The organism is Sulfurimonas sp. (assembly GCF_041563035.1).
Taxonomy (GTDB): Bacteria; Campylobacterota; Campylobacteria; order Campylobacterales; family Sulfurimonadaceae; genus Sulfurimonas.
On the sequence record NZ_JBFFNS010000003.1, the window covers coordinates 73428 to 95478 of the forward strand.

At 33.1% G+C, this 22051-nt stretch carries 24 protein-coding genes; 17 read left to right on the top strand and 7 right to left on the bottom strand.

The annotated features are described in order from the left end of the window. Positions 1-110: 110 nt before the first annotated feature. On the bottom strand, positions 111-1070 hold the full coding sequence (locus ABZC13_RS03705) for a 5'-nucleotidase (protein ID WP_373000268.1): 960 nt from the start codon (positions 1068-1070) through the stop codon (positions 111-113). 98 nt (positions 1071-1168) lie between these two features. Between ABZC13_RS03705 and ABZC13_RS03710 the strand changes: the two genes are divergently transcribed. From ABZC13_RS03710 to ABZC13_RS03720, 3 genes are read left to right on the top strand one after another with little or no spacing between them, the layout of a single operon-like run. Continuing rightward, positions 1169-2620, top strand: coding sequence for a DUF3365 domain-containing protein (locus tag ABZC13_RS03710; protein ID WP_373000271.1), 1452 nt, complete (start codon positions 1169-1171; stop codon positions 2618-2620). Then, positions 2621-3880: a response regulator gene (locus tag ABZC13_RS03715; RefSeq protein WP_373000274.1), complete on the top strand. Its 1260-nt coding sequence runs from the start codon at positions 2621-2623 to the stop codon at positions 3878-3880. 47 nt (positions 3881-3927) lie between these two features. Then, the gene (locus ABZC13_RS03720) at positions 3928-4383 is read left to right on the top strand and encodes a YaiI/YqxD family protein (RefSeq protein WP_373000277.1); all 456 of its coding nucleotides are present in this window, start codon (positions 3928-3930) and stop codon (positions 4381-4383) included. On the opposite strand, the gene ABZC13_RS03725 is transcribed toward ABZC13_RS03720, so the two are convergent. Further along, entirely contained in the window at positions 4380-5327 is a 948-nt protein-coding gene (locus ABZC13_RS03725) for a WD40 repeat domain-containing protein (protein ID WP_373000280.1), read from the bottom strand. The two genes, ABZC13_RS03720 and ABZC13_RS03725, sit on opposite strands and share 4 nt — an antisense overlap. Positions 5328-5432: 105 nt before the next feature. Between ABZC13_RS03725 and ABZC13_RS03730 the strand changes: the two genes are divergently transcribed. Together ABZC13_RS03730 and ABZC13_RS03735 are read left to right on the top strand one after the other, a co-directional pair. Further along, positions 5433-5744, top strand: coding sequence for a gamma-glutamylcyclotransferase family protein (locus ABZC13_RS03730; protein WP_373000283.1), 312 nt, complete (start codon positions 5433-5435; stop codon positions 5742-5744). A 55-nt stretch (positions 5745-5799) separates the two neighbouring features. Continuing rightward, positions 5800-6144, top strand: coding sequence for a hypothetical protein (locus ABZC13_RS03735; protein WP_373000286.1), 345 nt, complete (start codon positions 5800-5802; stop codon positions 6142-6144). On the opposite strand, the gene ABZC13_RS03740 is transcribed toward ABZC13_RS03735, so the two are convergent. Next, positions 6141-6476 carry a hypothetical protein gene (locus ABZC13_RS03740; protein ID WP_373000289.1) on the bottom strand — a complete coding sequence of 112 codons (336 nt, stop codon included), beginning with the start codon at positions 6474-6476 and terminating at the stop codon, positions 6141-6143. The genes ABZC13_RS03735 and ABZC13_RS03740 overlap by 4 nt on opposite strands. Positions 6477-6701: 225 nt before the next feature. On the opposite strand from ABZC13_RS03740, the gene ABZC13_RS03745 reads away from it, so the two are divergent. From ABZC13_RS03745 to ABZC13_RS03795, 11 genes are read left to right on the top strand one after another with little or no spacing between them, the layout of a single operon-like run. Continuing rightward, on the top strand, positions 6702-7088 hold the full coding sequence (locus ABZC13_RS03745) for a response regulator (RefSeq protein ID WP_373000292.1): 387 nt from the start codon (positions 6702-6704) through the stop codon (positions 7086-7088). A 2-nt stretch (positions 7089-7090) separates the two neighbouring features. Then, positions 7091-7594 (top strand): chemotaxis protein CheW, encoded by a 504-nt coding sequence (locus ABZC13_RS03750; RefSeq protein WP_373000296.1) that lies wholly within the window; start codon positions 7091-7093, stop codon positions 7592-7594. Further along, complete coding sequence (locus tag ABZC13_RS03755) at positions 7594-9573, top strand: methyl-accepting chemotaxis protein (RefSeq protein ID WP_373000299.1); 1980 nt, start codon at positions 7594-7596, stop codon at positions 9571-9573. Before ABZC13_RS03750 ends, ABZC13_RS03755 begins: the two co-directional genes overlap by 1 nt. Next, the gene (locus tag ABZC13_RS03760) at positions 9574-9843 is read left to right on the top strand and encodes a hypothetical protein (RefSeq protein WP_373000303.1); all 270 of its coding nucleotides are present in this window, start codon (positions 9574-9576) and stop codon (positions 9841-9843) included. Continuing rightward, positions 9830-11905: a chemotaxis protein CheA gene (locus tag ABZC13_RS03765; RefSeq protein WP_373000306.1), complete on the top strand. Its 2076-nt coding sequence runs from the start codon at positions 9830-9832 to the stop codon at positions 11903-11905. Before ABZC13_RS03760 ends, ABZC13_RS03765 begins: the two co-directional genes overlap by 14 nt. After that, a complete protein-coding gene (locus tag ABZC13_RS03770) occupies positions 11905-12735 on the top strand; it encodes a protein-glutamate O-methyltransferase CheR (protein WP_373000309.1) in 831 nt (276 codons plus the stop codon). The genes ABZC13_RS03765 and ABZC13_RS03770 overlap by 1 nt, the downstream gene beginning before the upstream one ends. A gap of 10 nt (positions 12736-12745) precedes the next feature. Then, positions 12746-13636 (top strand): sensor histidine kinase, encoded by an 891-nt coding sequence (locus ABZC13_RS03775; protein ID WP_373000312.1) that lies wholly within the window; start codon positions 12746-12748, stop codon positions 13634-13636. Between the two features lie 3 nt (positions 13637-13639). After that, the gene (locus ABZC13_RS03780; protein WP_373000314.1) at positions 13640-14104 is read left to right on the top strand and encodes a chemotaxis protein CheD; all 465 of its coding nucleotides are present in this window, start codon (positions 13640-13642) and stop codon (positions 14102-14104) included. 3 nt (positions 14105-14107) lie between these two features. Next, positions 14108-15145, top strand: a complete 1038-nt coding sequence (locus ABZC13_RS03785; protein ID WP_373000317.1) for a chemotaxis response regulator protein-glutamate methylesterase — start codon at positions 14108-14110, stop codon at positions 15143-15145. 4 nt (positions 15146-15149) lie between these two features. After that, entirely contained in the window at positions 15150-17213 is a 2064-nt protein-coding gene (locus ABZC13_RS03790) for a diguanylate cyclase (protein ID WP_373000320.1), read from the top strand. A gap of 43 nt (positions 17214-17256) precedes the next feature. Further along, complete coding sequence (locus ABZC13_RS03795; RefSeq protein ID WP_373000323.1) at positions 17257-17883, top strand: GDSL-type esterase/lipase family protein; 627 nt, start codon at positions 17257-17259, stop codon at positions 17881-17883. 9 nt (positions 17884-17892) lie between these two features. On the opposite strand, the gene ABZC13_RS03800 is transcribed toward ABZC13_RS03795, so the two are convergent. From ABZC13_RS03800 to ABZC13_RS03815, 4 genes are all read right to left on the bottom strand, one after another. Then, positions 17893-18312, bottom strand: a complete 420-nt coding sequence (locus ABZC13_RS03800) for a FecR domain-containing protein (RefSeq protein ID WP_373000326.1) — start codon at positions 18310-18312, stop codon at positions 17893-17895. A 24-nt stretch (positions 18313-18336) separates the two neighbouring features. After that, on the bottom strand, positions 18337-20274 hold the full coding sequence (locus ABZC13_RS03805) for a CHASE2 domain-containing protein (protein ID WP_373000602.1): 1938 nt from the start codon (positions 20272-20274) through the stop codon (positions 18337-18339). After that, on the bottom strand, positions 20262-21029 hold the full coding sequence (locus ABZC13_RS03810) for an OmpA family protein (protein ID WP_373000329.1): 768 nt from the start codon (positions 21027-21029) through the stop codon (positions 20262-20264). The genes ABZC13_RS03805 and ABZC13_RS03810 overlap by 13 nt, the downstream gene beginning before the upstream one ends. Positions 21030-21115: 86 nt before the next feature. Then, a complete protein-coding gene (locus ABZC13_RS03815; protein ID WP_373000332.1) occupies positions 21116-21424 on the bottom strand; it encodes a hypothetical protein in 309 nt (102 codons plus the stop codon). A 235-nt stretch (positions 21425-21659) separates the two neighbouring features. On the opposite strand from ABZC13_RS03815, the gene ABZC13_RS03820 reads away from it, so the two are divergent. Beyond that, the gene (locus tag ABZC13_RS03820) at positions 21660-22043 is read left to right on the top strand and encodes a PAS domain-containing protein (protein WP_373000335.1); all 384 of its coding nucleotides are present in this window, start codon (positions 21660-21662) and stop codon (positions 22041-22043) included. Positions 22044-22051: the final 8 nt, after the last annotated feature.

The following is a 22051-nucleotide window of genomic DNA, read 5'->3' on the forward strand; positions in this document are numbered from 1 at the left end:
GTATCAAAAAATAATAATTATTTTGTGATAAATTAGTGCTTATTATAATATAACTTTTTATTATTTACAATAGTAAAATGTAAATATTACAGTATTGTTACAAAATCACACTATTTTTTTTGGTTTTTTAGTTTGGAAAAAGATGGATATAACACTTTTCCACATGGTACAACTAATGATGAAGTCTCTAAATGCACATCTTGGTCGTCAAAAAATATGTGAGCCTTAAAAGCTTTTAGTATTTTACTCTTCTCGATTCCACCTAGAAAAAATGCTTCATCTACGTAGACTCCCCAGTGTCTTAAAGTCTTGATAACTCTTATGTCTGAAGGAGCATTTCTAGCAGTTACAAGAGCTATGCGAACCGGTGAAAGCTCCATTTTCATGGGAAGTCTCTCTTGAAGTCTTGCCAGTTTTTTTAAAAAAGATGCAAAGGGTCCTTCATTCATAGGAATGTCTTGAGAATTGTGTTCATTTTCATGAAAAGCTTCTATACCACCTGTCTTATAAACCAACTCACTTGTTTCATCAAAAAGGACAGCATCCCCATCAAAAGCAATCCTGACTTGGCCATCAGGTATATCACATTTATATTCAGGCGGAGTAGATAAAACAGCAGAAGCACATACCTTTTTATCTATGACTTTTTGTGCATCTGACTCATTTGTCGTCAAAAACAAATCAACATCGAATGCTTCTAGATAGTCTGCACTTGATTCTCCGGCAGTAAAAGCAGAACGTGTTATGTTCAGATTTAGTTTTTTTATATTATTTAAAACTATTACTCCAGTGTCTGGAGAATTTCTTGACATAATAACAACTTCAACAAGTGGAGAGTCAGCTTTTTTCTGATACTTATTCAGGTCTAGCAAAGCTTTAATAAGAGGATACCCAATACCTTCATTTAATGGTTGGTGCTCATTTTTTAGCATATATTCTCTGTACATTTGAATGGCATTTTCAGGATTATTTTTAAATTCTTTTTCGAAGAACTTGTCCTCTTTTGATAGATCAAAAAGAGCTGTAGCGGAGATACCTATTACGAGAGTATTTTCTAAGTTATATGCCAAGAAATATCCTTATGTCTTTTAGTTTTATAGAGTTGATTATACTAAAAAAAATATAATTTTTATGATATCATTATTAAATATTATAAGTAGGTATTTAAATGTTAGATAAACTAATCAGAAAAATAACAATAATCTTCATCATAACTTTTATGTTTGGTTCTACTGTTTTTTATTTTGTTTTAGATGCCTATCACGAGAAAGAAGCGTATAAATTGATTAGACAAAATGTACTTCTCTCAGAGTCTATGCAGAAATATGTCTCAGAGTTTCAAAAACCTGCAGTTTATAAGCTTATAAACGATTATAATCTTTCAAAAGAGTATTTTAATCCTGCTCTTTTATCATCCACTTTTATCATTGGACATGTAGATAAAATATTTCAGCAAAAGATTGCAGAACAAGAACATATAATCAATAAAATAGAGTTTAAGTTTGCAAGTGATAATCCTACAAATCCTCTGAATAAAGCGACAGAATATGAGTCAAAAATATTAAAACTTTTTAATGAAACAGATATAAAATCTTACTCCCAGAGAATCAAACTTAACGGCGAAGATTATCTCTTTTTTGCACTTCCAACGAGAAAAAATACTAAAGCTTGTCTAAGGTGTCACGGCGATTACAAAGATGCACCAAAAGATATGCTCCAGATGTATGGGACTAAAAATGGATTTAATGAAAAAGAGGGACATATACGTTCCATAAATGCTATCTATTCTGCTGTTGATTCAGATGATGATATGATGATATTTTTTGGGCTTGTAGAAGCTTTAATGCTTTTTGTCTTTTTAAGTATATATCTTACTGTTAGATACTTTGTTGTTCAACTAAATAAAAAAGATCAGTTCATAGCAAAACAATCTCGTTTTGCAGCTATGGGTGAGATGATAAGTATGATAGCTCATCAGTGGAGACAGCCACTCACCGGAATGAGTATGACTACTAATAACCTACTACTTGATATTGAGTTAGAAGATATTGATGAAGATAGGTTTACCCAAAATCTAAATCTTATCAACACACAGATAGGTTATCTGTCACACACTATAGATGACTTTAAAAACTTTTTCAAACCTGATCATAAATCAGAAATTGTAGATGCCAGTCTTATAATAGACGAATCTTGTCATGTAATAAGTTCTACACTTAAAAACCATGCTATTGAGTTAGAGCGAGACTATGAAGATAATGTGAAGACTATGACAAAGAAAAATGATCTAATGCAGATAATTTTAAACCTTGTTAAAAATGCTATGGATGCATATGTTGAGAATAAGATTCAAGACCGAGTTATAAAACTATCCACCAAAAAGATAAACGGTAACATTCAAATAGTTGTTCAAGATAATGCAGGTGGTATTCCTAAAGATATTTTAGAGAAGATATTTAATCCATATTTTAGTACAAAAGATAAGAAAAATGGTACAGGATTAGGGCTTTATATGTCTAAGATGATTGTTGAGGATCATCTTCAAGGAACTCTTAGTGTTGAGACTAAAGATGACTCAACAAGTTTTACTATTACAATACCTGTAAAAGAGGAGATATAAGTGGAGATCAATATTGTTAAGTTAAAAAAATATGCTTCAAAATGTTCCGTATTATATGTAGAAGATGATGAAGTTATCCGTACGCAGACAGCTAGTTTTTTAGGTCGTTTTTTTCCAGATGTAGTTTTGGCAGAAGATGGAGCGATAGGTCTTACAAAGTATAAAGAGCGTGAATTCGATGTAGTTATCACTGATATAAATATGCCAAATATGAATGGTATAGAGATGATAGAAGCTATAAAAGAGATATATTATGATCAGATTATTCTGGTAACCTCTGCTCATAATGACAGTGAGTATTTAATGAAACTCATTAACCTTGACGTTAATAGATTTGTACTGAAACCTTTTAACAATAAACAATTTTTATATGTACTTTACAAAATAGCAGAAGAATTGACTTTTGAGAACGAGAGAGAAGAACTTCAAAATGAAATAGTAGCACTTTCTAAAAATGCTCAGATAATAGTAGATGAGATTAACATCGGAATAGTCATAATCAAAGATAATGAAGTAAGCATGGCTAATAGAGCCTTTTTAGAGATAGGCGGATTTGATTCATATGATACTTTAAAACTAGAGATGCCAGAGATCGGAGTACTCTTTGAAGAAGCTTCTCATTGTGTAAATGCTGCATCTAACAAAGACCTTATAGAACAGCTAGAGCAGTTAGATGATGATGAGAAAAAAGTTAGAATCACTAAAGATGCAAACACTTACGAATATCAAGTTACTTTAACAAAACTAGAAGATGAAAACAGTTATATACTTACTTTTAGCGATATTACAGCTATTCATAATGCACTTTATAAAGATGAACATACAAAACTCCCAATCAGAAAGTTTGTTTTAGAAAAAATAGAACTTCTAAAACATGGTGTTAGTGAGTTAGGTGTTGTAATAGTTAGTGCAAAAAACTTTGATAATATTGCAAAATGGTACGGTAAAGTCGAAGCTGCGGCTGTAGAGATTGAATTTTCGAACATTGTTAAATCTGTTAAGAATGAGCAGTTGCCAAATGCTTTTATTGGATATTTTGGAGAAAATCAGATAGTAATAATCTCTGATAAAGAGGACATGACTGAAACATATAAAAAACTCAAAGATATCAACATATCGACAGAAGAGCTATTTACTAAGCATGACAGAACAGATTTGAAATTTCACTTATCAACACAGGCTAAACTTCTAAAACTTGATACAAATAAAAAATTAAATGATCTAGAAGTTGATTTGATTAATGCATTTGATTTGATGTAAGAGTATAATCACGTTTATAAAAACTAAAATGAAAAGAGAAATTGTTATTGATTAATATATATGTAGATGGGGACGCTTTTCCAAACCTTTTAAAGCCTATTCTATTTCGCTCTATAGAGAGACTTGGGCTTAAAACTTTTGTTGTTGCAAATAAAAAAATAGACATAGGTAAATCAAACAATATTACTTATATGATAGTAGAAGCCGGAGCAGATGAAGCTGATCACAAGATAGTCGAGCTGGTGCAAGATGGTGATTTAGTAATTACTGCCGACATTCCACTAGCTGACAGAGTTATAAGTAAAAATGCTCATGCAATAGATCATCGGGGAGAGTTATACAGTGTTGATAATATCAAACAATACCTTGCAATGAGAGATTTGATGGAAAAGATCCGTGAGAGTGGAGAGATGACTAGAGGGCCGAAAGCTTTTTCGCAAAAAGACGCACATGAATTTGCAAATCAGCTTAATAGTTTTTTAGCTAAATATGTGAAAAACTAGTCTAATCTCCAGTAAAAAATATTTCTACGACCTTCAGAGCTAAATAGCTCTTTTTCATTTATAAATCTTATTTGGTTTACAGGTTTGTCATGACCTACAAGACGATCACCTTGAATCTTTGTAGTTGGGTTGAATAGTTGCAAGTGATGTTCTTCGCCGCTTGTATATACACCGATTTTTGCACTTGGACTCAGACCAACACAGTAGACTAAAAAGTCACTTTTGATATGATAGTCTTTTTGCCCATTTTGATATACAGCCATACGTCTGTCTTGACCAGCTGTAAGAACTACCCCGTTACTATATGCGACATGAAAGATGTTATCAACATTTTGTGAATCGTAGGTTTGTTTTATCTCAGAACTTTTTGCATCTAAAAGCTTAATTGCACCACTCTCATCTGCAATTACTATCTCAGTTTTGTCGGGACTCAGCATTATATCGCCGAGTGTACTGTGTGAGGCTTGAGTCTTGTAGATATTGTATTGTTCACGTCTGTCATGCAGGACTACTTCTGAGCCAAGTGTTCCAAAAATAATTTGCCCATCACTTAAAAAACGAGCCTCTTTAATAGTTAGTTTTTTTTCTTCATTTATAATGTTTTTAAGTTCATAATTCTCATATATCCATACATTTCTAAATGAATCTTTTCCAACGCTCACAATGAGAACTTTCCCATTTAGATAATCAACGCTCATGATATTTGCAGCTATCAGTTTGTTCAAAGCAGTAGTAATCGGAGGTAAGACAATCTGGTTAACCATCTTTTTTGATTTTAGATCAAATACATCTACCGTTCCCATATCATTTGCAGCATATAGATGGTTCGCATCCACTACAAAGTCATTTACGTAACCGACAGAACGCAGTTTGAAAGAAGGAATGATATCTTTAGCATCCAACAAAGACAATAGTAATAAAAAAGAGATAAATAGTTTAAACATGAGGGCATTATACAAGAATTCTTTTAAAACAAGTGATTGCTATATCCATGCTATATAACTATTGTATTATCTAAAGGGAAGAATATTTTAGTTAAAAGGCAAAAAATGAGTATAAAGATATTTAGTTACGGAACACTGCAAAAGAGTAAATTTACAAGAGGTAAAGAAGTAAAGCCTGGAACACTTACCGGTGCATATGAGATTATGAGCGGAGATTTTCCACTGTTGCAAGATATGCATAAAGGAGTTAACGTTATTGATGGACTTCTTTTTGAGGTATCTCAAGATGAGATAGATGAGATAGACGATTATGAAAATATGCCACATTTTTTCAAAAGACAAGAAAAAGATATTGTTTTAAAAGATGGTTCCAAAGACAGAGCATGGGTGTATCTTTTAAATGAGCAAATAGGTTAATATAAATTCTTATGTAGTATAATCGTCTTAGCAGAGTGCTAAGAGGGGTGTTATTATGGAACTGATGATAGAGAATGTTCTAAATATAGGAGAAGATGAGTTTTACAGGGCTTCTCGCTATAGACTTCCTTTATCGGTTATACTTGTCAACTCCAGTGATTCCAAAGCATTTGATATACTGGAAGAAAATACAAGACAGATAGATATAGTTCAACAACTTAGTTCAGATCTTTTGATAGTTTTTTTATCCCACACTGACTATAACAACTCCATAACTTTTATAGATAAAATAAAAGACAAACTCGAGTTTACTTATACAAGTAGTGAATTCAAGGGTTCTGACCTGAAGTTTATTAGAAGACTTTTTTTAGATAACAGTGAAAAATCTGTTAGTTACTAAAGAGAGTCTAGATGCTCTTTTAGTATTTTATACTCTTCTTCATCTATTATTCCAAGATTAAATCTTTTTAACAGTTCTTCAGCTTTAGCTTTTTTACCCATAACTTTTATACTTGAAGAATTTAGATGTGTATGTATCAAGTCATCTTTTCTTCTTGCATCTTTTCTATCTTCAATTGAGTGCTCAAGCTCATACTTTTTAGCATTTCTTTTAGAGATAACAAACGAGATGATAGCCATTAGAGCAAAGACAGTAAAAAAGAGAATAGCTTCATTGTAAATTCCACTTAAATCAGTGGAACCTAAACCTTGAGTATCTGTTGGTGATTTCATAACGACTTTCCTTATTTATACCGATATTATAACCATAACTTTTAGTGGGACGTATAACATTACTTTAGTAATTCAAGTATTTAAAATAAATTATATATAGTTATATAATATATTTTAATCGTTAAATGAATCACAATAGAGAGAAAAAGTATGTGAATCTTGATTCATAATATGCGGACATTTAAAATAAAATAGGTATAATAAAGCCATATAAGGAGTTTTGTTTTGGCGAAGAAAATTATATTAGTGGATGATTCCCGGACAATTTTAGTGACTGCTGAAATGGCATTGGATGAACTTGTAGCAAATGGTACTATCACGCTTGTCACATATATAAGCCCCGTGGAGCTTAGAGACGCATTAGTAGAAGGTAGGGAAGATTTTGACCTGCTTATCAGTGATGTAAACATGCCTCAGCTTGATGGCTTGGAACTTGTTACAGAGATAAAGCAAATGGAAGCTTTTAGAACAAAACCTATACTTATCCTTACTACTGAGAGCTCCGCTCAGATGAAAGCAAGAGGTAAAGAGATAGGCGTTACCGGTTGGATGGTTAAACCATTTAGTGATGAGAAGCTGGTTAAGTCTATTAAGATGGTTCTAGGGATTTAACAGTGATTAAAGATACCGTAATGAAAAAACACACTATGGCAAACAAGTATTTGACCTTCTTTGTTGATGATGAGTTGTATGGACTTAGCATCTCAAAGATCAAAGAGATAATAGCGCCCATACATATTACACATATCCCTAAAACACCAGAATTCATTAAAGGCATTATAAATCTACGTGGCTCGATAATCCCTGTCGTAGATATAAGACTGAAGTTTGGTATGGATGAAAAAGAGTTTAATATTGATACTGCCATTATTATCTATGAGGTAGACGGCATCTCTATCGGTTTCATTGTAGATCAGGTAGAAGACGTGATTTTACTTGATGATGATCATATTGTTGATACTCCAAATTTTGGAAAGAATATAGATACATCGTTTATCGAAAAAGTTGCTGAAATAGAAGATGATGTTGTAATGCTTCTTAACTTACAACAAATATTTGAAGCAACAGAGTTACTAGATATAAAGACACTAAGATCTAATGAAAAAGAGGTAAAATAATGAATCTTACAATTAAAAAACAGTTGGTTGCAGCACTTTTACTAGTTGGTGCAGTACCATTCTTTATTATGGCACTAACATCATCTATCTCATCAACTAAAGCTTTAACACAAGAAGCAAAAAACAAGCTGGAGATGGCTAGAGACCTTAAAAGCAAGCAGCTTACAACTTACTTTAAGATGCTTGAACTTGGTCTTGGAAACATGGGCGAAGATAGAAAGATCTATGATCTGTATATAAAACTGAGAAATGTTCATGACAAGTACAAAGTGGGAGCAACTTCAAGTTTCAACATAACAGAGAAGTCAGAAGTAAAAAAAATCTACTCTGAGTTTGACGGTTATTTCAAAGATTTTATAAAGAAAAATGAGTTAGATGATTTTTATTTAGTCTGCTCAAAACATGGTCACGTTATGTATAGTGCAACTAAAAAATCTGATCTTGGTCAAAATATTAAAACCGGAGAGCTGAGAGCTGAAAAGATAGCTGAAGCATGGGGGAAAACAGTTGCAGATGGTAAGCCGCATCTAGTAGACATGAAGTCTTATGCTCCTTCAAATGATGAAGCGACAATGTTCATGAGTATACCTATGCTTAAAAAGGGAGATATTTTTGGTGTAATCATAGTTCAGATCTCACCGAAGATGATTAATAAAATTATGCATGACCGTATAGGTATGGGTGATACAGGAGAGACTTATTTAGTTGGACAAGATTATCTGATGCGTAGTGACAGTTACTTAAACTCAGAAACTCATTCACTTAAAGCTTCATTTAAAAACCCTGATAGAGGTTCTGTAAAAACAGTTTCATCTAATGGTGCGATCTCAGGTAAAACTGATACGAATTTTATCTCTGATTATAGAGGAGAAAAAGTTTTATCTTCTTATGCACCTTTTGTTTATGATAATCTTCACTGGGCGATTATTGCAGAGATAGATGAAGGCGAGATCTTGGCTACGGTATATGAGTTAAGAAACAACATCTTAATCATGGCAGCAGTATTCTTAGTAATAATCTTATTAGCCGCTTTGAGTCTTGGTAATTACATAAGTAAACCAATAAGCAAAGCAGTTAAGTCTATTATGGAATCAAACAACCAAGTTGTAAGTGCATCTACAGAGATTACAGATTCATCAACTGCACTTGCACAAGGTGCGAGTGAACAAGCTAGCGGGGTTGAAGAAGTTAGTGCGACTATAGAAGAGTCAACTGCTATCAACACACAAAACAGTGCTAACCTAAATGAGGCAGATTCTCTTGCAAGAAGATCAAAAGATTCTGCTCAAAACGGAAGTGACAAAGGTAAAGAACTGATCAGTGCGATGATTGATATTAACAATTCAAGTGAGCGTATTTCAAAAATCATTAAAACAATAGATGAAATCGCAGCACAAACAAAACTTTTAGCTCTGAATGCCGCTGTTGAAGCTGCTCGGGCGGGTGAACACGGTCTTGGTTTTGCAGTTGTTGCTGATGAGGTTAAGAGTCTTGCACAACGCTCTTCAGAAGCTTCTAATGAGATATCCGGAATCATAGAAGAGTCTATTTCTCAAACAAAAAATGGTACAGAGATAGCTAAAACCACATCACAAGCATTTGAAGAGATACTTGAACGTGTAGAAGGAACTTCTCAACTAATTACAGAGATAGCACTATCTTCAAAAGAACAAAGCGACGGTATGAATCAAATTGCTATGGCAATGGGTGAAATAGATAATGTTACTCAACAAAATGCTGCAACAAGTGAAGAAGCTGCAGCTTCTGCTGAAGAGTTAAATGCTCAGGCTATCTCTATGAATGAGATGGTAAAAGTTATAGCTAAAATGGTTGGTGAAGCAGTGTCTGAGTCAAGATCAGTTTCATACAAACCGGTTTACAAAAGTCAAACACCAAGAGAGGTTAAGAAAAGAAACTTTGCCCAAAAAGAGGCAAATGATATCTTTCCATTGGACGAAGAGGATCTCAAGGAGTTTTAGATGACTATTGATGGAGACGTACTAGAAATCGAGCTTAGCATTGATATAAAAGATGTCATAGAGTTGAAAAATTTTATATTACCTAGACTCGAATACATAGAAGAGATAAAAGTGAATAATGACACTGGTGTTTTTACGTCTTCTTCTTTGTTTGGTCTACTTCATAGTGTTAAAAAAACAAAACCTGGCATAGTTATTGATGTTATTGATAATGATTTAAATATTGATCACTACGGATTGATCCATTGGGTAAAACATGAACAAAGATAAGATACGCGAAATTTTTATTGAAGAAGCTACAGAGATAATCGATAAGCTTGATATAGATATCGTAGATTTTGAAGAAAGCCCTGAAGATAAAGAGCTAATAAATGAGTTGTTTCGTGGTGTTCATACTCTAAAGGGCAGTGCTAACTCCTTTGGCTTTAACAGACTTGGACAGTTCGTTCATAGCTTTGAAGATATTCTTGATTATTACCGTAGTAGTGAAGAGAGTGTAACTCACACAAATATAGATGTTTTTCTGCAAGCTGTTAGAATCATTAAAGATGTTTTATGGCTAGAAGTAAAAGGTGAGGGTGGTTTACCTGACAACTTTGATGAAACAATAGATGCAATGAAAGAGATGATATCAACAACTGATGTGAAAGCGTCAGTCTCAAAAGCACCTTCAAAACCACTAGCCGATCTGTCTTCAGAGTTTTCAGAGCTTGATTTAGCTGCATCTAAACCTAAAAATGATCATATATTTAGTGAAGATGAGATAATAAAATACAGTTCAAAACTTGAAGATGGTGAAGAACTTTATCATATATCATTTTCTCTGGATGAAGACATATACTTTCGTGGGTTTGACCATGCAAAACTCTTTAAGCTACTTGGCGAAGAGGGACGTATAATTGAGTCGTGGTGGGACATGAATAACATTCCAGAATTGGATAATTTTGATCCTCAAAAAAGTAATATAGGAAAAGTAGATATTATTCTTGCTAGCAGAAGCCCATCATCAGATATTCATGAACTTTTTGAATATATAGAAGAACATGAGTTTACTATGGAGTTTTTAAGTAAAATTTTTGAAAAGTCATCAAAAGAAGAGATGCCTAACTCAGTTGAAGATAGTAAAGAAGAAGCTGTTAACAAAACTTCAAGTAAGAGAGAAGTACGTTCTTTTGTAAAGGTAAACACCAGTAAATTAGATGAGCTTTTTGCATCTGTAGGTGAGCTTGTTGTCGCTCAGAACTTTATAGAAGAGAATGAAGATATTAAGCAGATTAAGAGTGAACGTGTAACTCAGACTATGGCCTTACTATCAAAAATAACAAAACTTATTCAGAGTAAGGTTATGTCTCTTAGAATGGTGCCAATCGGTAATACATTTGAGAAGATGAAACTAGTTGCAAGAGATGCTTCAAGAAAGATAAACAAAGAGATAACTCTTGATCTTAACGGGCAAGAGACAGAGATAGATAAGACTATGGTTGACGAATTGTCAAATCCCCTTATTCATTTAATCAGGAATGCCATTGACCATGGACTTGAAAGTAGCCCTGAAGAGAGAAAAAAGCTTGGGAAACCTGCAGTTGGTAAAATTTGTCTTAGAGCTTATCATAGAGGTGGTTCTATAGCTATAGAAGTCTCTGATGATGGAAGAGGTATCAATAGAGATAAAATCTTTGCCAAAGCTGTTGAAAATGGTCTAATCAATAAGGATGATGAACTTAGTGATTCTCAAATATATGCTCTTATTATGGAACCTGGATTTTCTACGTTAGATAGAGTTACAGATCTCTCAGGACGTGGAGTGGGACTCGATGTTGTAGTATCATCCGTAAATAAGCTTCATGGAAAAATAGACATTAAATCAGAACTAGGCAAAGGTACAACATTTACTATTATATTTCCTCTGACTCTTGCAATCATAGACGGGATGCTGGTTAGTAGTTCAGGAAATACGTTTATTATTCCTACACTCTCTGTAGTGGAGTCATTTTTTCCAAGTAAAAATATGGTGCATACTATTAAGCATAAGGGTGAGTTTGTTGATCTAAGAGGTGAGATGCTACCTGTTGTTAGATTAAATCAGATACTTGAATTGGATGATAAAGCTCCAAAGATTTGCGAATCAACACTTATCTGTGTTGACAGTGTACAGGGAAAATATACTATTTTGATTGATGACCTTATAGGGAGACAGCAGGTAGTTATAAAATCTTTAGGACCTGTACTCTCAAGACTAAAAGAGTTCTCAGGCAGTGCTATTATGGGCAGCGGAGAGATTGCACTTATTCTAAATGTAGAAGAGTTGATCAGTTATGGAGAATATAATTAATGCCTTGCGAAAAAGAGCTTAGCCATGAGGTGTTTGAAAAATTTCAAGAACTTATATATCATGAGATAGGTATTAATCTTTCAGAGCATAAACGCACGCTTGTACAAACTCGTCTTAGAAAGTGGCTTATAAAGTTTGAACTGGACAATTATAATGAACTCTATGAGATGATAGAAGATGATAAGAGTGACCAGATGCTGATAATGCTTGTAAATGCTATTACAACGAATGTTACTTCTTTTTTTCGTGAAGACAATCAGTGGATATATTTTTTAGAAAATATAGACAAAATGTTTGATAAAGAGCATAAACGTATTCGCATCTGGTCTGCGGCATGTTCTAGTGGTGAAGAGCCATACAGTATACTGATGTTTCTAAAAGAGCATTTGAAAGATTTTTATGAGTGGGATATTAAGATATTGGCAACTGATATATCAGAAAACATGTTGATTCATGCACAAAACGGAATCTATGAAGAAAAGAGTGTTCAAAATATTCCTAAACATATGAAGTATAAGTATTTTAATCCGGCGCTAGGAAAAAAAGGCGGGAAAGCTTTTAAGATTAAAGATGAATTGAAAAAGTATATTACTTTTCGCTCTTTTAATCTGGTAACAGGTAATTACGCAATGTTTAAAAACAAGTTTGATGTTATCTTTTGCAGAAACGTTATGATCTACTTTGATCGTCAGACTCAAGATCAGCTACTGAGTGAGTTTACAGCCTTGCTAAAAAAAGGCTCTATGGTGTTTGTCGGACACTCAGAGTCTATACAAAATAAAAAACTAAACTATAGATTGGTCTCACCATCGATTTATAAATTACAATAAAGGGACAGATATGGATATTTCTACAATTACAGATGAGAAGTTACTAGATGAGATTGGACGTAGGTTTCATGAGAAAAAATCTTCTATTGGCGAAATGGAAGAGATGACAAAGAAGCTGCTTGTTTTAAATGAAAAGAACAAGAAATCTCAAGAGATAAAAAGTAAGTTCCTTTCATTAGTTAAAAATGAGTTTAATAACCCGATGTCTTCTCTTTTAAACCTTGTAAATATGATGGTAAAAAAATCTGATGATCCTAAGTTGGCTGAGCTCTCTTCTTTAATGAAGATGGAGTTGTTAAAACTGGACTTTAGTCTTAAAAATATTTTCTGTGCATCTGAGATAGAAGCAGGTGAGATAGCTAATGATTACTCAATGGTAAAGATAAAAGATATATTTGACGAGGTTGCAAATTATTTTAGTTTTTTAATCGAAGAAAAGTCTTTATATATCAACTATACAAGTGAAGGCTCTGATGATATTATCAGTGACTCTCAAAAAGTAAATATAATCCTTTTAAACCTTGTATCAAACGCTTGTGAGTACTCTTACTCAAACTCTAAAATAGATGTTTCTTTTACAAGTGATGAGGATAACTACATCATAAGTGTTGAAGATATGGGTGAGGGAATCGAAGAAGGAAAAGAGCAAGATATTTATAGCAGTTTTTACCATTATGAGTCAGGAAATACTCGTAGAACAGCTGGACTTGGGCTTGGACTTAGTGTTGTAAGCGGTCTTATAGAATCACTTGATGGAAGTATTCAAAACACAAGACAAGAGAATAAAACAGTATTTACAGTTAAAATAGCCAAAGTTGATGAGAAAGATGTCAGTCTCTCAAGAGGAATCGGTTCTAATGAGTTTATCTTTGATGACTCAGAGGATATGGTAGAGTTTTAGATAATGTATATACGAAAATTTATTCACGTTGGTGAGATTAATATTGGTGCCAGACCTACAGAGATCAGCACAATATTGGGTTCATGTATAGCTGTATGTCTTTATGACAGTATACAGTGCATAGGTGGGATGAACCATTATCTTGTTCCGCTCTGGAATGAACATGGTCTGCAAACTCCAAAATACGGTAATATATCTATACCAAGACTCATAGAAAGTATGTTAAATGTCGGATGCGAGATAGAAAATATGGAGGCCAAAATATTTGGCGGTGCAAATGTTATAGATGTTAGCAGCGAAGATATGATGGTTGGGCGTAAAAATATACTAATTGCTAAAGAGATTTTAAAAGAGTATCATATCCCAATAACAGCAAGTGATGTTGGCGGAGATAAGGGAAGACGGATTATGATGCGTAGTGATACGGGAAAAGTCCTTCTCAAATATATTCATAAAGGTGAGGTGTAGAGAGTGGGAATTAAAGTTCTAGTTGTTGATGACAGTGCTACAGCAAGAGAGATAATTACAAATATCCTCAGTGGTGATAGAGATATAAAAGAGATATATACTGCAAATAACGCTTATGAAGCTAGAGACAAGATAGTAGAATTAAAGCCTGATGTAGTGTGTCTGGATATAGAGATGCCAAAAATGGATGGGATAACTTTTTTAAAAAAACTTATGAAGTATATGCCAACACCTGTGGTTATGGTCTCAAAAATGACAACAGTTGGAGGCAGTAAGACCTTGGAGTCTTTAGAAGCCGGGGCTGTTGATGTTATAGAAAAACCGACACTGAAAATGCTAAATGCATCTGATAAACACAGCATAGAACTTTTAGAAAAAGTAAAGGCTGCAGCAGGTGCTAATATTTCAAATAAAACAAATTCTTCACCTATGTCTCAGCTGCCTTTTAATAAACCACTGTCTCAAACTAGACAAAAAGTTATAGCTATCGGAGTATCTACCGGTGGTGTAGAAGCTCTTAAAAACTTTTTATCACAGTTTCCAAAAAATGCACCTGGGATACTTATAGTTCAACATATGCCGGAAAATTTCACTAAACAGCTTGCCGATAGGCTAAACACATTTTGCGAGATAGATGTAAGAGAAGCAAAAAATGGAGATATCCTAACTGATGGGGTAGCTTTGATAGCTCCGGGAGATCTTCATATGGTTCTCAGATACTCTAACCGACAGTATTACGTTGAACTGGGAACCGGAGAGAAAGTTTCAGGTCATCGTCCTTCTGTTGATGTACTATTTAATTCAGTAGCTAAAACAGCCTCTAATGATGCAGTTGGTATTATTCTGACAGGAATGGGATCCGATGGAGCTAAAGGTTTGTTAAATATGCGCAAAAGCGGTGCGATGACTTTTGGGCAAGACAGTGCCAGTTCTGTTGTTTACGGAATGCCGAAAGTTGCGAATGACCTTGGTGCAGTTGTTAAGCAAAACTCTATTAAAGCACTTCCAAAAGATATTTTAAAATATCTAGAAAAGGTTTAAATTTATGAAAAATATATTGATTGTTGATGATAGTAAATTTATCCGTACAGTTGTAAAAGAAGAGATCTCAAAAATAATACAGGCCAATATTTTTATGGCACAATCGTATGAACAGGCAAAACGTTTTATACAAGAGAATAAGTTTGATATAGCTGTTTTAGATGTACATCTGCTGGACGCCGACAATGGAGAGGTTATTGATCTTGCTTTGGAATACGAAATTCCAACTATTGTTCTGAGTAGTGGAATAAATGAGACGATTAAAGAAATAGTACTCAAAAAGCCTATAGTTGAGTATGTTGCTAAAAGTGACCCTCAAAGTATTAATTATATAGCTACGTCAGTCAATAGAATATTAAAAAACTGTAACGAGACAGTTTTAATAGTTGATGATTCACAGAGTACTAGGGAAGTTATAAAAAGATATTTACAAAAGCTTCAAATTAATGCTTTAGAAGCACACGATGCTGAAGAAGCTGTAGAAATATTAAAAGTAAATCATGTATCTTTGGTTTTGGTAGATTATAAATTACCTGGTATGAATGGTATGGATCTAACAATGCTCCTACGTCAAACACATAGTAAAGACAGGCTTGCTATTATTGCAATAAGTGCACAAAACAGTAAGGAAATTGCCACAAACTTTTTACGTCACGGTGCAAATGATTTTCTTGCTAAACCATTTACATATGAAGAGTTTAGTACAAGAGTAAATGTTAACTTAGAGCTTATTGATCTATTTGCTGAGAATAAAAATAAGACAAAAGAAATTGAGGTTGCTTATAATCTTTTCAATAATGGTAATATTATTGTCTTTAAATGGAAAAATAGTCCTGACTGGCCTGTTGAGTATGTTTCAGAGAGTCTAGAAAATATATTAGGCTATAAACCGGAATCTTTTTTAAATTCTCATATCAAATACAGTAAAATAATTCATGAAGATGATATAGATAGAGTTTTTGAAGAAGTACAAGAAAGTTCTAAAAAGAGATTAGACTCTTTTCAGCATGAAGACTATAGAATAAAACGACATGACGGGACTTATGCTTGGATTCATGATACTACTCAGATAGTTTATGACTCTAATGATGAGATAAGTCACTATATCGGATATATAGTTGATATCACAGAACAACGAGAAAAAGAAGAAGAACTTCACGAGTATATAGAACGCTTCAATTTGGCAATTGAGAGTAGCCGTGATGGACTGTGGGACTGGAGTATTAAAAAAGATACTATGTTCTGTTCTTCTACTCTGTTTAAAATGTTGGGATACAAAAAAGATGATGTTGATTGTTCATTTAATTTTTTGAAAAAATTGGTTCATCCGGATGATGTGTATGAGGCAGAGAAAAAACTTCATGAACATTTAAGTGCCAATACAGAGTACTATGAGACTGAATATAGAGTTATGACAAGTTCTGGTGAATATAAGTGGATCTTAAATCGTGCAAAAGTTCTTTTTGACAAAGAATGGAATCCTGATAGAATCATAGGGTTTTATACAGATATAGATAGTAGAAAAGAGCTTGAACTTAGGTTGGAGCATCTTAGTGTGACAGATAAACTAACAGGTCTGCTGAATCGTAATGGTCTTGTTGAGAATTTTGATATCTTTCAAAAGAGTGCTCAGAGGTTTGAGCGTAAAATGGCATTGATGTTTATAGATCTTGATGGATTTAAAAAGGTCAATGATACTTTAGGTCATTCAGCCGGGGATGAAGTACTTATGATTATAAGTGATAGGCTTCAAAGTATGAGTAGAACTAATGAAATAGCAGTTCGTATAGGTGGAGATGAGTTTGTTATTTTTATCCCTGAATATGAAGATGTAGATGAACTCTCCTCTCTTTCAGAACGCATCATAGATAGTTTTAGCATACCAATCGTCTTAAAAGATAAAGAAGAAGTAATGATAGGTATGAGTATAGGTATTGCAACGGCTGAAAATACTGAAACTTTAGATAGTATATTATCTAGAGCAGATGAGGCTATGTATAAGGTTAAGAAAAGCGGTAAAGATGGGTTTGTCTTTGCAGACGCTGCAAATGATAAAAATATAGTATAAACAAACTCTCTATTATAAATAATTCACATGCTATAATAACTCCATGAGTAAAACAACACTGATGGCGTTTTTAGTTATTGTAATTGTTGCATTTATAGTATATACAAAAGAGAGTAGAAATAATTTGTCAAAAAATTTATTGGATAAAGACTCCGTAATATTGGCCTTTGGAGATAGTCTGACTCATGGTTTTGGAGCATCATCTAACACAAGTTATCCTGCATACTTACAACAAAAAAGCGGACTAAGAGTTATCAATGCCGGCATAAATGGTGAGACAAGTGAAGAAGGTCTTCTTCGTTTACCTACGTATTTGGAACAAAAACCTGATCTGGTCATCCTTTGTCATGGTGGTAATGATATACTTCAAAAACTGCCTCTTGAAGATCTAAAGAAAAATTTAACTCAGATGGTAAGAGTCATAAAAAAAAGCGGTACTGAAGTTATTCTTGTGGCGATACCTGACTTTCACGTCTTTGGCTTTGGAACGCTTTCATTGTATGATGAGGTGGCGAATGAAGAGGGTGTACTTTTAGAAGATGATGTCCTTACTCATATAGAGTTAAACAGAGCCTTAAAAAGCGACTATGTACATCCAAACGCAAAAGGTTATGAGATGATGGCAGAAGCTTTTTTAAAAATACTTAAAGATTATAAATATATAGATTAATTACTACTTCTACTGAACTTTAACTGCAAATTTTGTACCTCTTATGGCTACAGTTCCATCCGGAGTTTTTAAAATAAAGTCTTCAGGTGATAGATCGCCTATCTTTCCAGACTCAAAAGCGACTGAACCTTTTTCCAAAAACAGTTCAAATTCATACTCTTTTTCTATTGGTTTAAAAAGAAACTTCTCTAGTTTGATCATACTGTTAGGACCTAGAACCAAGTTTGAGCCATCTTTAAATATGATAGTTATAGAACTCTTCTCTTTAGTAATTAGAATCATTCCGCTATCAAGAGTGCTTCCACTCTTAATGTTAGAAGTCTTATCTCCACTCTTAACTGTTACATCACCTTTTACACTCTTTGCGAATGCTATTTCAGAAGCATTAAGACTTGTAAGTAGTAATAGTATTGAAAGTATATATTTCATGTTGACTCCATTTAAAAATTTAATTTAACTATTGTCTGAATATGTTTCAGCAATATCTCTAAATCGTCCCTGTATTTCAAGAAACGCATCTACAAGAACAGGATCAAAATGTTTTCCTCTTCCATCTATAATAATCTCAATAGTTTTTGTATAAGCAAAAGGCTCTTTATATACACGTCTGCTGACTAGAGCATCGTATACATCTGCTATAGCCATCAAACGGGCTTCTATTGGGATATTATTTCCTTTAAGACCCTCTGGATAACCACTGCCGTCCCATTTTTCATGATGATACTGTGCAATATTCTTAGCCATAACAAAAAAGTCATTTTCTTTGTAGCTTAGTATAGCATTGTTTATGATCTGCCCACCAAGTTCTGAGTGTGTTTTCATAACTTCATATTCTGATGAAGTCAATTTACCTTTCTTTTTTAGTATAGAATCTGCAATTCCAACCTTGCCTAAATCATGTAACGGAGCTGTTCTATACATCATCTCTATGGAATTTGGTGAGAGTAGTTTAGTGTATATACCTTTTGAATATAGATGCTCAGCTAAAAGTTTTATATATTTCTTAGTTCTAATAATATGCGCTCCAGTTTCAATATCATGAACCTCTGCTACATGAACCATACTATCTAGTAGAGCTACATGAGAGCGATTTAACTCTTCACTGAATATACGTCGCTCATAAGTGTCAATAATTATATATAAAACACTAATTACAAAAAAGTGAACAAGAAAGGGTGCCAGTAAATAACCAATAGATATGTAAACACCGCTATCAAAATTTACCATTGTCGCGACTACCGAAGAAACTAATGTAATTACAAACAAAAATAAAATAAGGTTATTATGCTTTGTAACAAGTAGATAAAAAAGTAAAATATTTATCAAAAGAGAGATAAAGGAGTTGATCTGTTGAAAGTATATAGGTTGTACTAAAAGCTCATCATGTAAAATGTTATCAATAGTTGTAACATGTACCTTAACTCCAACAGTCTTTTCACCACCAGTTACTACAACTTGGTCATGAAGTGCAGCTGCTGAAGAACCGATAAGAACAATTTTTCCGGTTAACATATCTTTTGGTATCTTTTCATTTAACACATCAAGAGCAGATATTTTCTTATACCAAATATTATCGTAAAAATTTAGGAGTACATTTGTATGTTTATCTGTTTGAATATTATGATTTAAGAGCTCAAAGTTATTATCATCAATTATTTTAAAATCAGCGTCGATATTTAGTAATGTTGCTAGAGACAGAGTAGGGATAATATTATATTTATAGTTTCTAAGAAGCGGCATTCGACGCAGTATTCCATCGGAGTCAATAGTAGTATTTATAAACCCATAATACTTAGAAGAAGTTTTCAGTTTTGATGTATTACATAGAAGATATTGAGAGTACTCTAACTCTAAATGATTTAAATCAGCATCCATAGAGTTTATGTTCTCACAATTATTATTTGAAATGTTGTCTTTACTCAGATAAACACTCATAACACTTTTACTCTTTTTCAAAATATCTGAGAGTATGATGTCATTATCTTGAAGTTTTGTTGGTATTTCACTAAGTGATGTGTCTATATTAAAGAAGTCTTTATAAAAAGATGAGATCTCTATTGGTGATGTTCTGTCTTTTTCAGGAAAGATAATATCAATAGCTATTGTACTGGGGTTCATATTATTTATTTTATCTATGAGTTTGGCTACAACGATTCTAGGCCATGGCCATTGACCCAGTGTATTTAAGCTTTTCTCATCTATATCAACAACTACTACGTTAGACTCTCTATCTTTATAGTCATGCCCCTTTAGCAAGTTTGTAGTTATATCATAAACTATGTAGTCAAAACTTTTCGTTATATCACTCTTATAAGCGGCATAGTGATTGACAATTATAAATATACCTAAGAGAAGATATAAAAAAACGATTCTTTTTTTTAATGTACGAATACTTCTACTCTCCTATTTAGTTGCTCAACAGTTTTATCTTCTGTTTTAATAGCTAAATTGGATTCAGAATAAGAGTCTACATCTATTTTTGCGTAAGATATATCAGAGTTATTTATCATTTCATAAACTGCTTTTGCTCTTTTTAGACCTAAAATTTTGTTTTTTTCTGAAGAACCGGCTGTGTCAGTATGTCCTATGATCTGTATATATGGCTTATCTCTTTGTGATACTTCATTTATCATAGTTTGTAGAGAGATTTTTGATTCATCTGTGAGTTTAATGCCATTGAAGTAAAGTGTGTATGATAGTTGTTTCTCTGGTATTTCAGATATTACACCTGAAAAAAGTGCGTTTAAATCATCTTTACTTATATTTTTTGGCTCTGTTGGTGAATCATCTTTTGAAGATATAGATACAAACTGATTTGGTTTGTCAACAACTACATTACCGACCCCAGTTGCAACTACAATAGATGAATTGTCTTTTTGACCTTTAAGCAGAACGATGATGTTTTTTAGTTTACAGCCGTCTGGTCCAACTTTAACACCTTTTTTTGTATCTTGGCATTTGTCGATATCGGACAATACACCATCACCGTCAATATCTTCTATGACATCTTCTTGAGGTGCTTCTTCGACTGCTATAGGCTGTATAAGAGTAAACTCATCTGCTGTTTTTTTAGTAGGTGTATCTACTTCTGAAGCATTTAGTAAAAGTAGTGTGAATGTCAAAAGTGTGAGTACTATATATTTCATTTTCGATCCAAATTAAAAATTTAATATATGTTAATATAACATATATAGTTAAATTTATATCTGAATCTACAAAGAATCAGTAAACTCTAACTTGCCTTTAGAGTCTGCTCAAGTATAGAGTACTCTTCTTTGTTTATAGCACCTCTGTTTAGTTTGTGCGTAAGTTCTTGCAGGGTAGCTTCTTTTCCTAATATTTTTATAGTTGAAGTATTTAAAAATGTATTTACAAGTTTCTCTTTTTTTGCTGCTTCTCTTCTTGCTTCTATAGAATTTTCATCTTCAAATTTCTTTGCATTTCTTTTAGTGATAAAGAAAGAGATAATAAACATTAGCCCAAAAAGAGCAAAAAATAAAATAGCTTGATTATATACAGTTTCCATGCTTGTTGCATCCATAATGGTTTTCCTTAGTTTTTGAATTTTGTCGAATTTTGCCTAAATTGCATTTAAATTGTTTAAGTGATTGAGAGTTGATTTTGATATTTAAAGTTAATAAAAGGTAAAAATATGTGATAACTTTGTGTTTAAGGCTCGTAAGTATGATAATCTTGCTTATTTTCCATACAAAGATTCTTTCAATAGTCATTGCATTCTGCTATAATTCAATGATAAATAACAGTAAAGAGGTATTATGCAAGAACATGTTCTAAAAAATGATGATTTTCTAGTGTCACAAACTGATGATAAAGGTATTATCTTGTTTGCCAATGATGACTTTTGTAAAATCGCAGGATATACAATCGATGAATTAGTTGGAAAACCTCATAATATTGTAAGACACAGAGATATGCCGAAGGCTGCATTTAAAGATCTGTGGGACACTGTAAAGAGCGGAAAAGTTTGGGATGGTTATGTAAAAAACAAGACTAAAGATGGTGGTTATTACTGGGTATATGCAACAGTTTACCCTATGAAAGACTCAGTAAGCAACCAAACTCGCTACATGTCATGCAGAAGAAAGCCTTCAACACAAGAAATTGAAGCAGCCGAAGCGCTATACAAAACATTAAGATAGGGAAATAG

Bases quoted from the DNA above. Each gene is read 5' to 3' on its own strand.
- ABZC13_RS03710 (WP_373000271.1), top strand. From the start codon at position 1,169: ATGTTAGATAAACTAATCAGAAAAATAACAATAATCTTCATCATAACT.
- ABZC13_RS03725 (WP_373000280.1), bottom strand. From the start codon at position 5,327: ATGTTTAAACTATTTATCTCTTTTTTATTACTATTGTCTTTGTTGGAT.
- ABZC13_RS03730 (WP_373000283.1), top strand. From the start codon at position 5,433: ATGAGTATAAAGATATTTAGTTACGGAACACTGCAAAAGAGTAAATTT.
- ABZC13_RS03735 (WP_373000286.1), top strand. From the start codon at position 5,800: ATGGAACTGATGATAGAGAATGTTCTAAATATAGGAGAAGATGAGTTT.
- ABZC13_RS03740 (WP_373000289.1), bottom strand. From the start codon at position 6,476: ATGAAATCACCAACAGATACTCAAGGTTTAGGTTCCACTGATTTAAGT.
- ABZC13_RS03755 (WP_373000299.1), top strand. From the start codon at position 7,594: ATGAATCTTACAATTAAAAAACAGTTGGTTGCAGCACTTTTACTAGTT.
- ABZC13_RS03760 (WP_373000303.1), top strand. From the start codon at position 9,574: ATGACTATTGATGGAGACGTACTAGAAATCGAGCTTAGCATTGATATA.
- ABZC13_RS03765 (WP_373000306.1), top strand. From the start codon at position 9,830: ATGAACAAAGATAAGATACGCGAAATTTTTATTGAAGAAGCTACAGAG.
- ABZC13_RS03770 (WP_373000309.1), top strand. From the start codon at position 11,905: ATGCCTTGCGAAAAAGAGCTTAGCCATGAGGTGTTTGAAAAATTTCAA.
- ABZC13_RS03775 (WP_373000312.1), top strand. From the start codon at position 12,746: ATGGATATTTCTACAATTACAGATGAGAAGTTACTAGATGAGATTGGA.
- ABZC13_RS03780 (WP_373000314.1), top strand. From the start codon at position 13,640: ATGTATATACGAAAATTTATTCACGTTGGTGAGATTAATATTGGTGCC.
- ABZC13_RS03790 (WP_373000320.1), top strand. From the start codon at position 15,150: ATGAAAAATATATTGATTGTTGATGATAGTAAATTTATCCGTACAGTT.
- ABZC13_RS03795 (WP_373000323.1), top strand. From the start codon at position 17,257: ATGAGTAAAACAACACTGATGGCGTTTTTAGTTATTGTAATTGTTGCA.
- ABZC13_RS03800 (WP_373000326.1), bottom strand. From the start codon at position 18,312: ATGAAATATATACTTTCAATACTATTACTACTTACAAGTCTTAATGCT.
- ABZC13_RS03810 (WP_373000329.1), bottom strand. From the start codon at position 21,029: ATGAAATATATAGTACTCACACTTTTGACATTCACACTACTTTTACTA.
- ABZC13_RS03815 (WP_373000332.1), bottom strand. From the start codon at position 21,424: ATGGATGCAACAAGCATGGAAACTGTATATAATCAAGCTATTTTATTT.
- ABZC13_RS03820 (WP_373000335.1), top strand. From the start codon at position 21,660: ATGCAAGAACATGTTCTAAAAAATGATGATTTTCTAGTGTCACAAACT.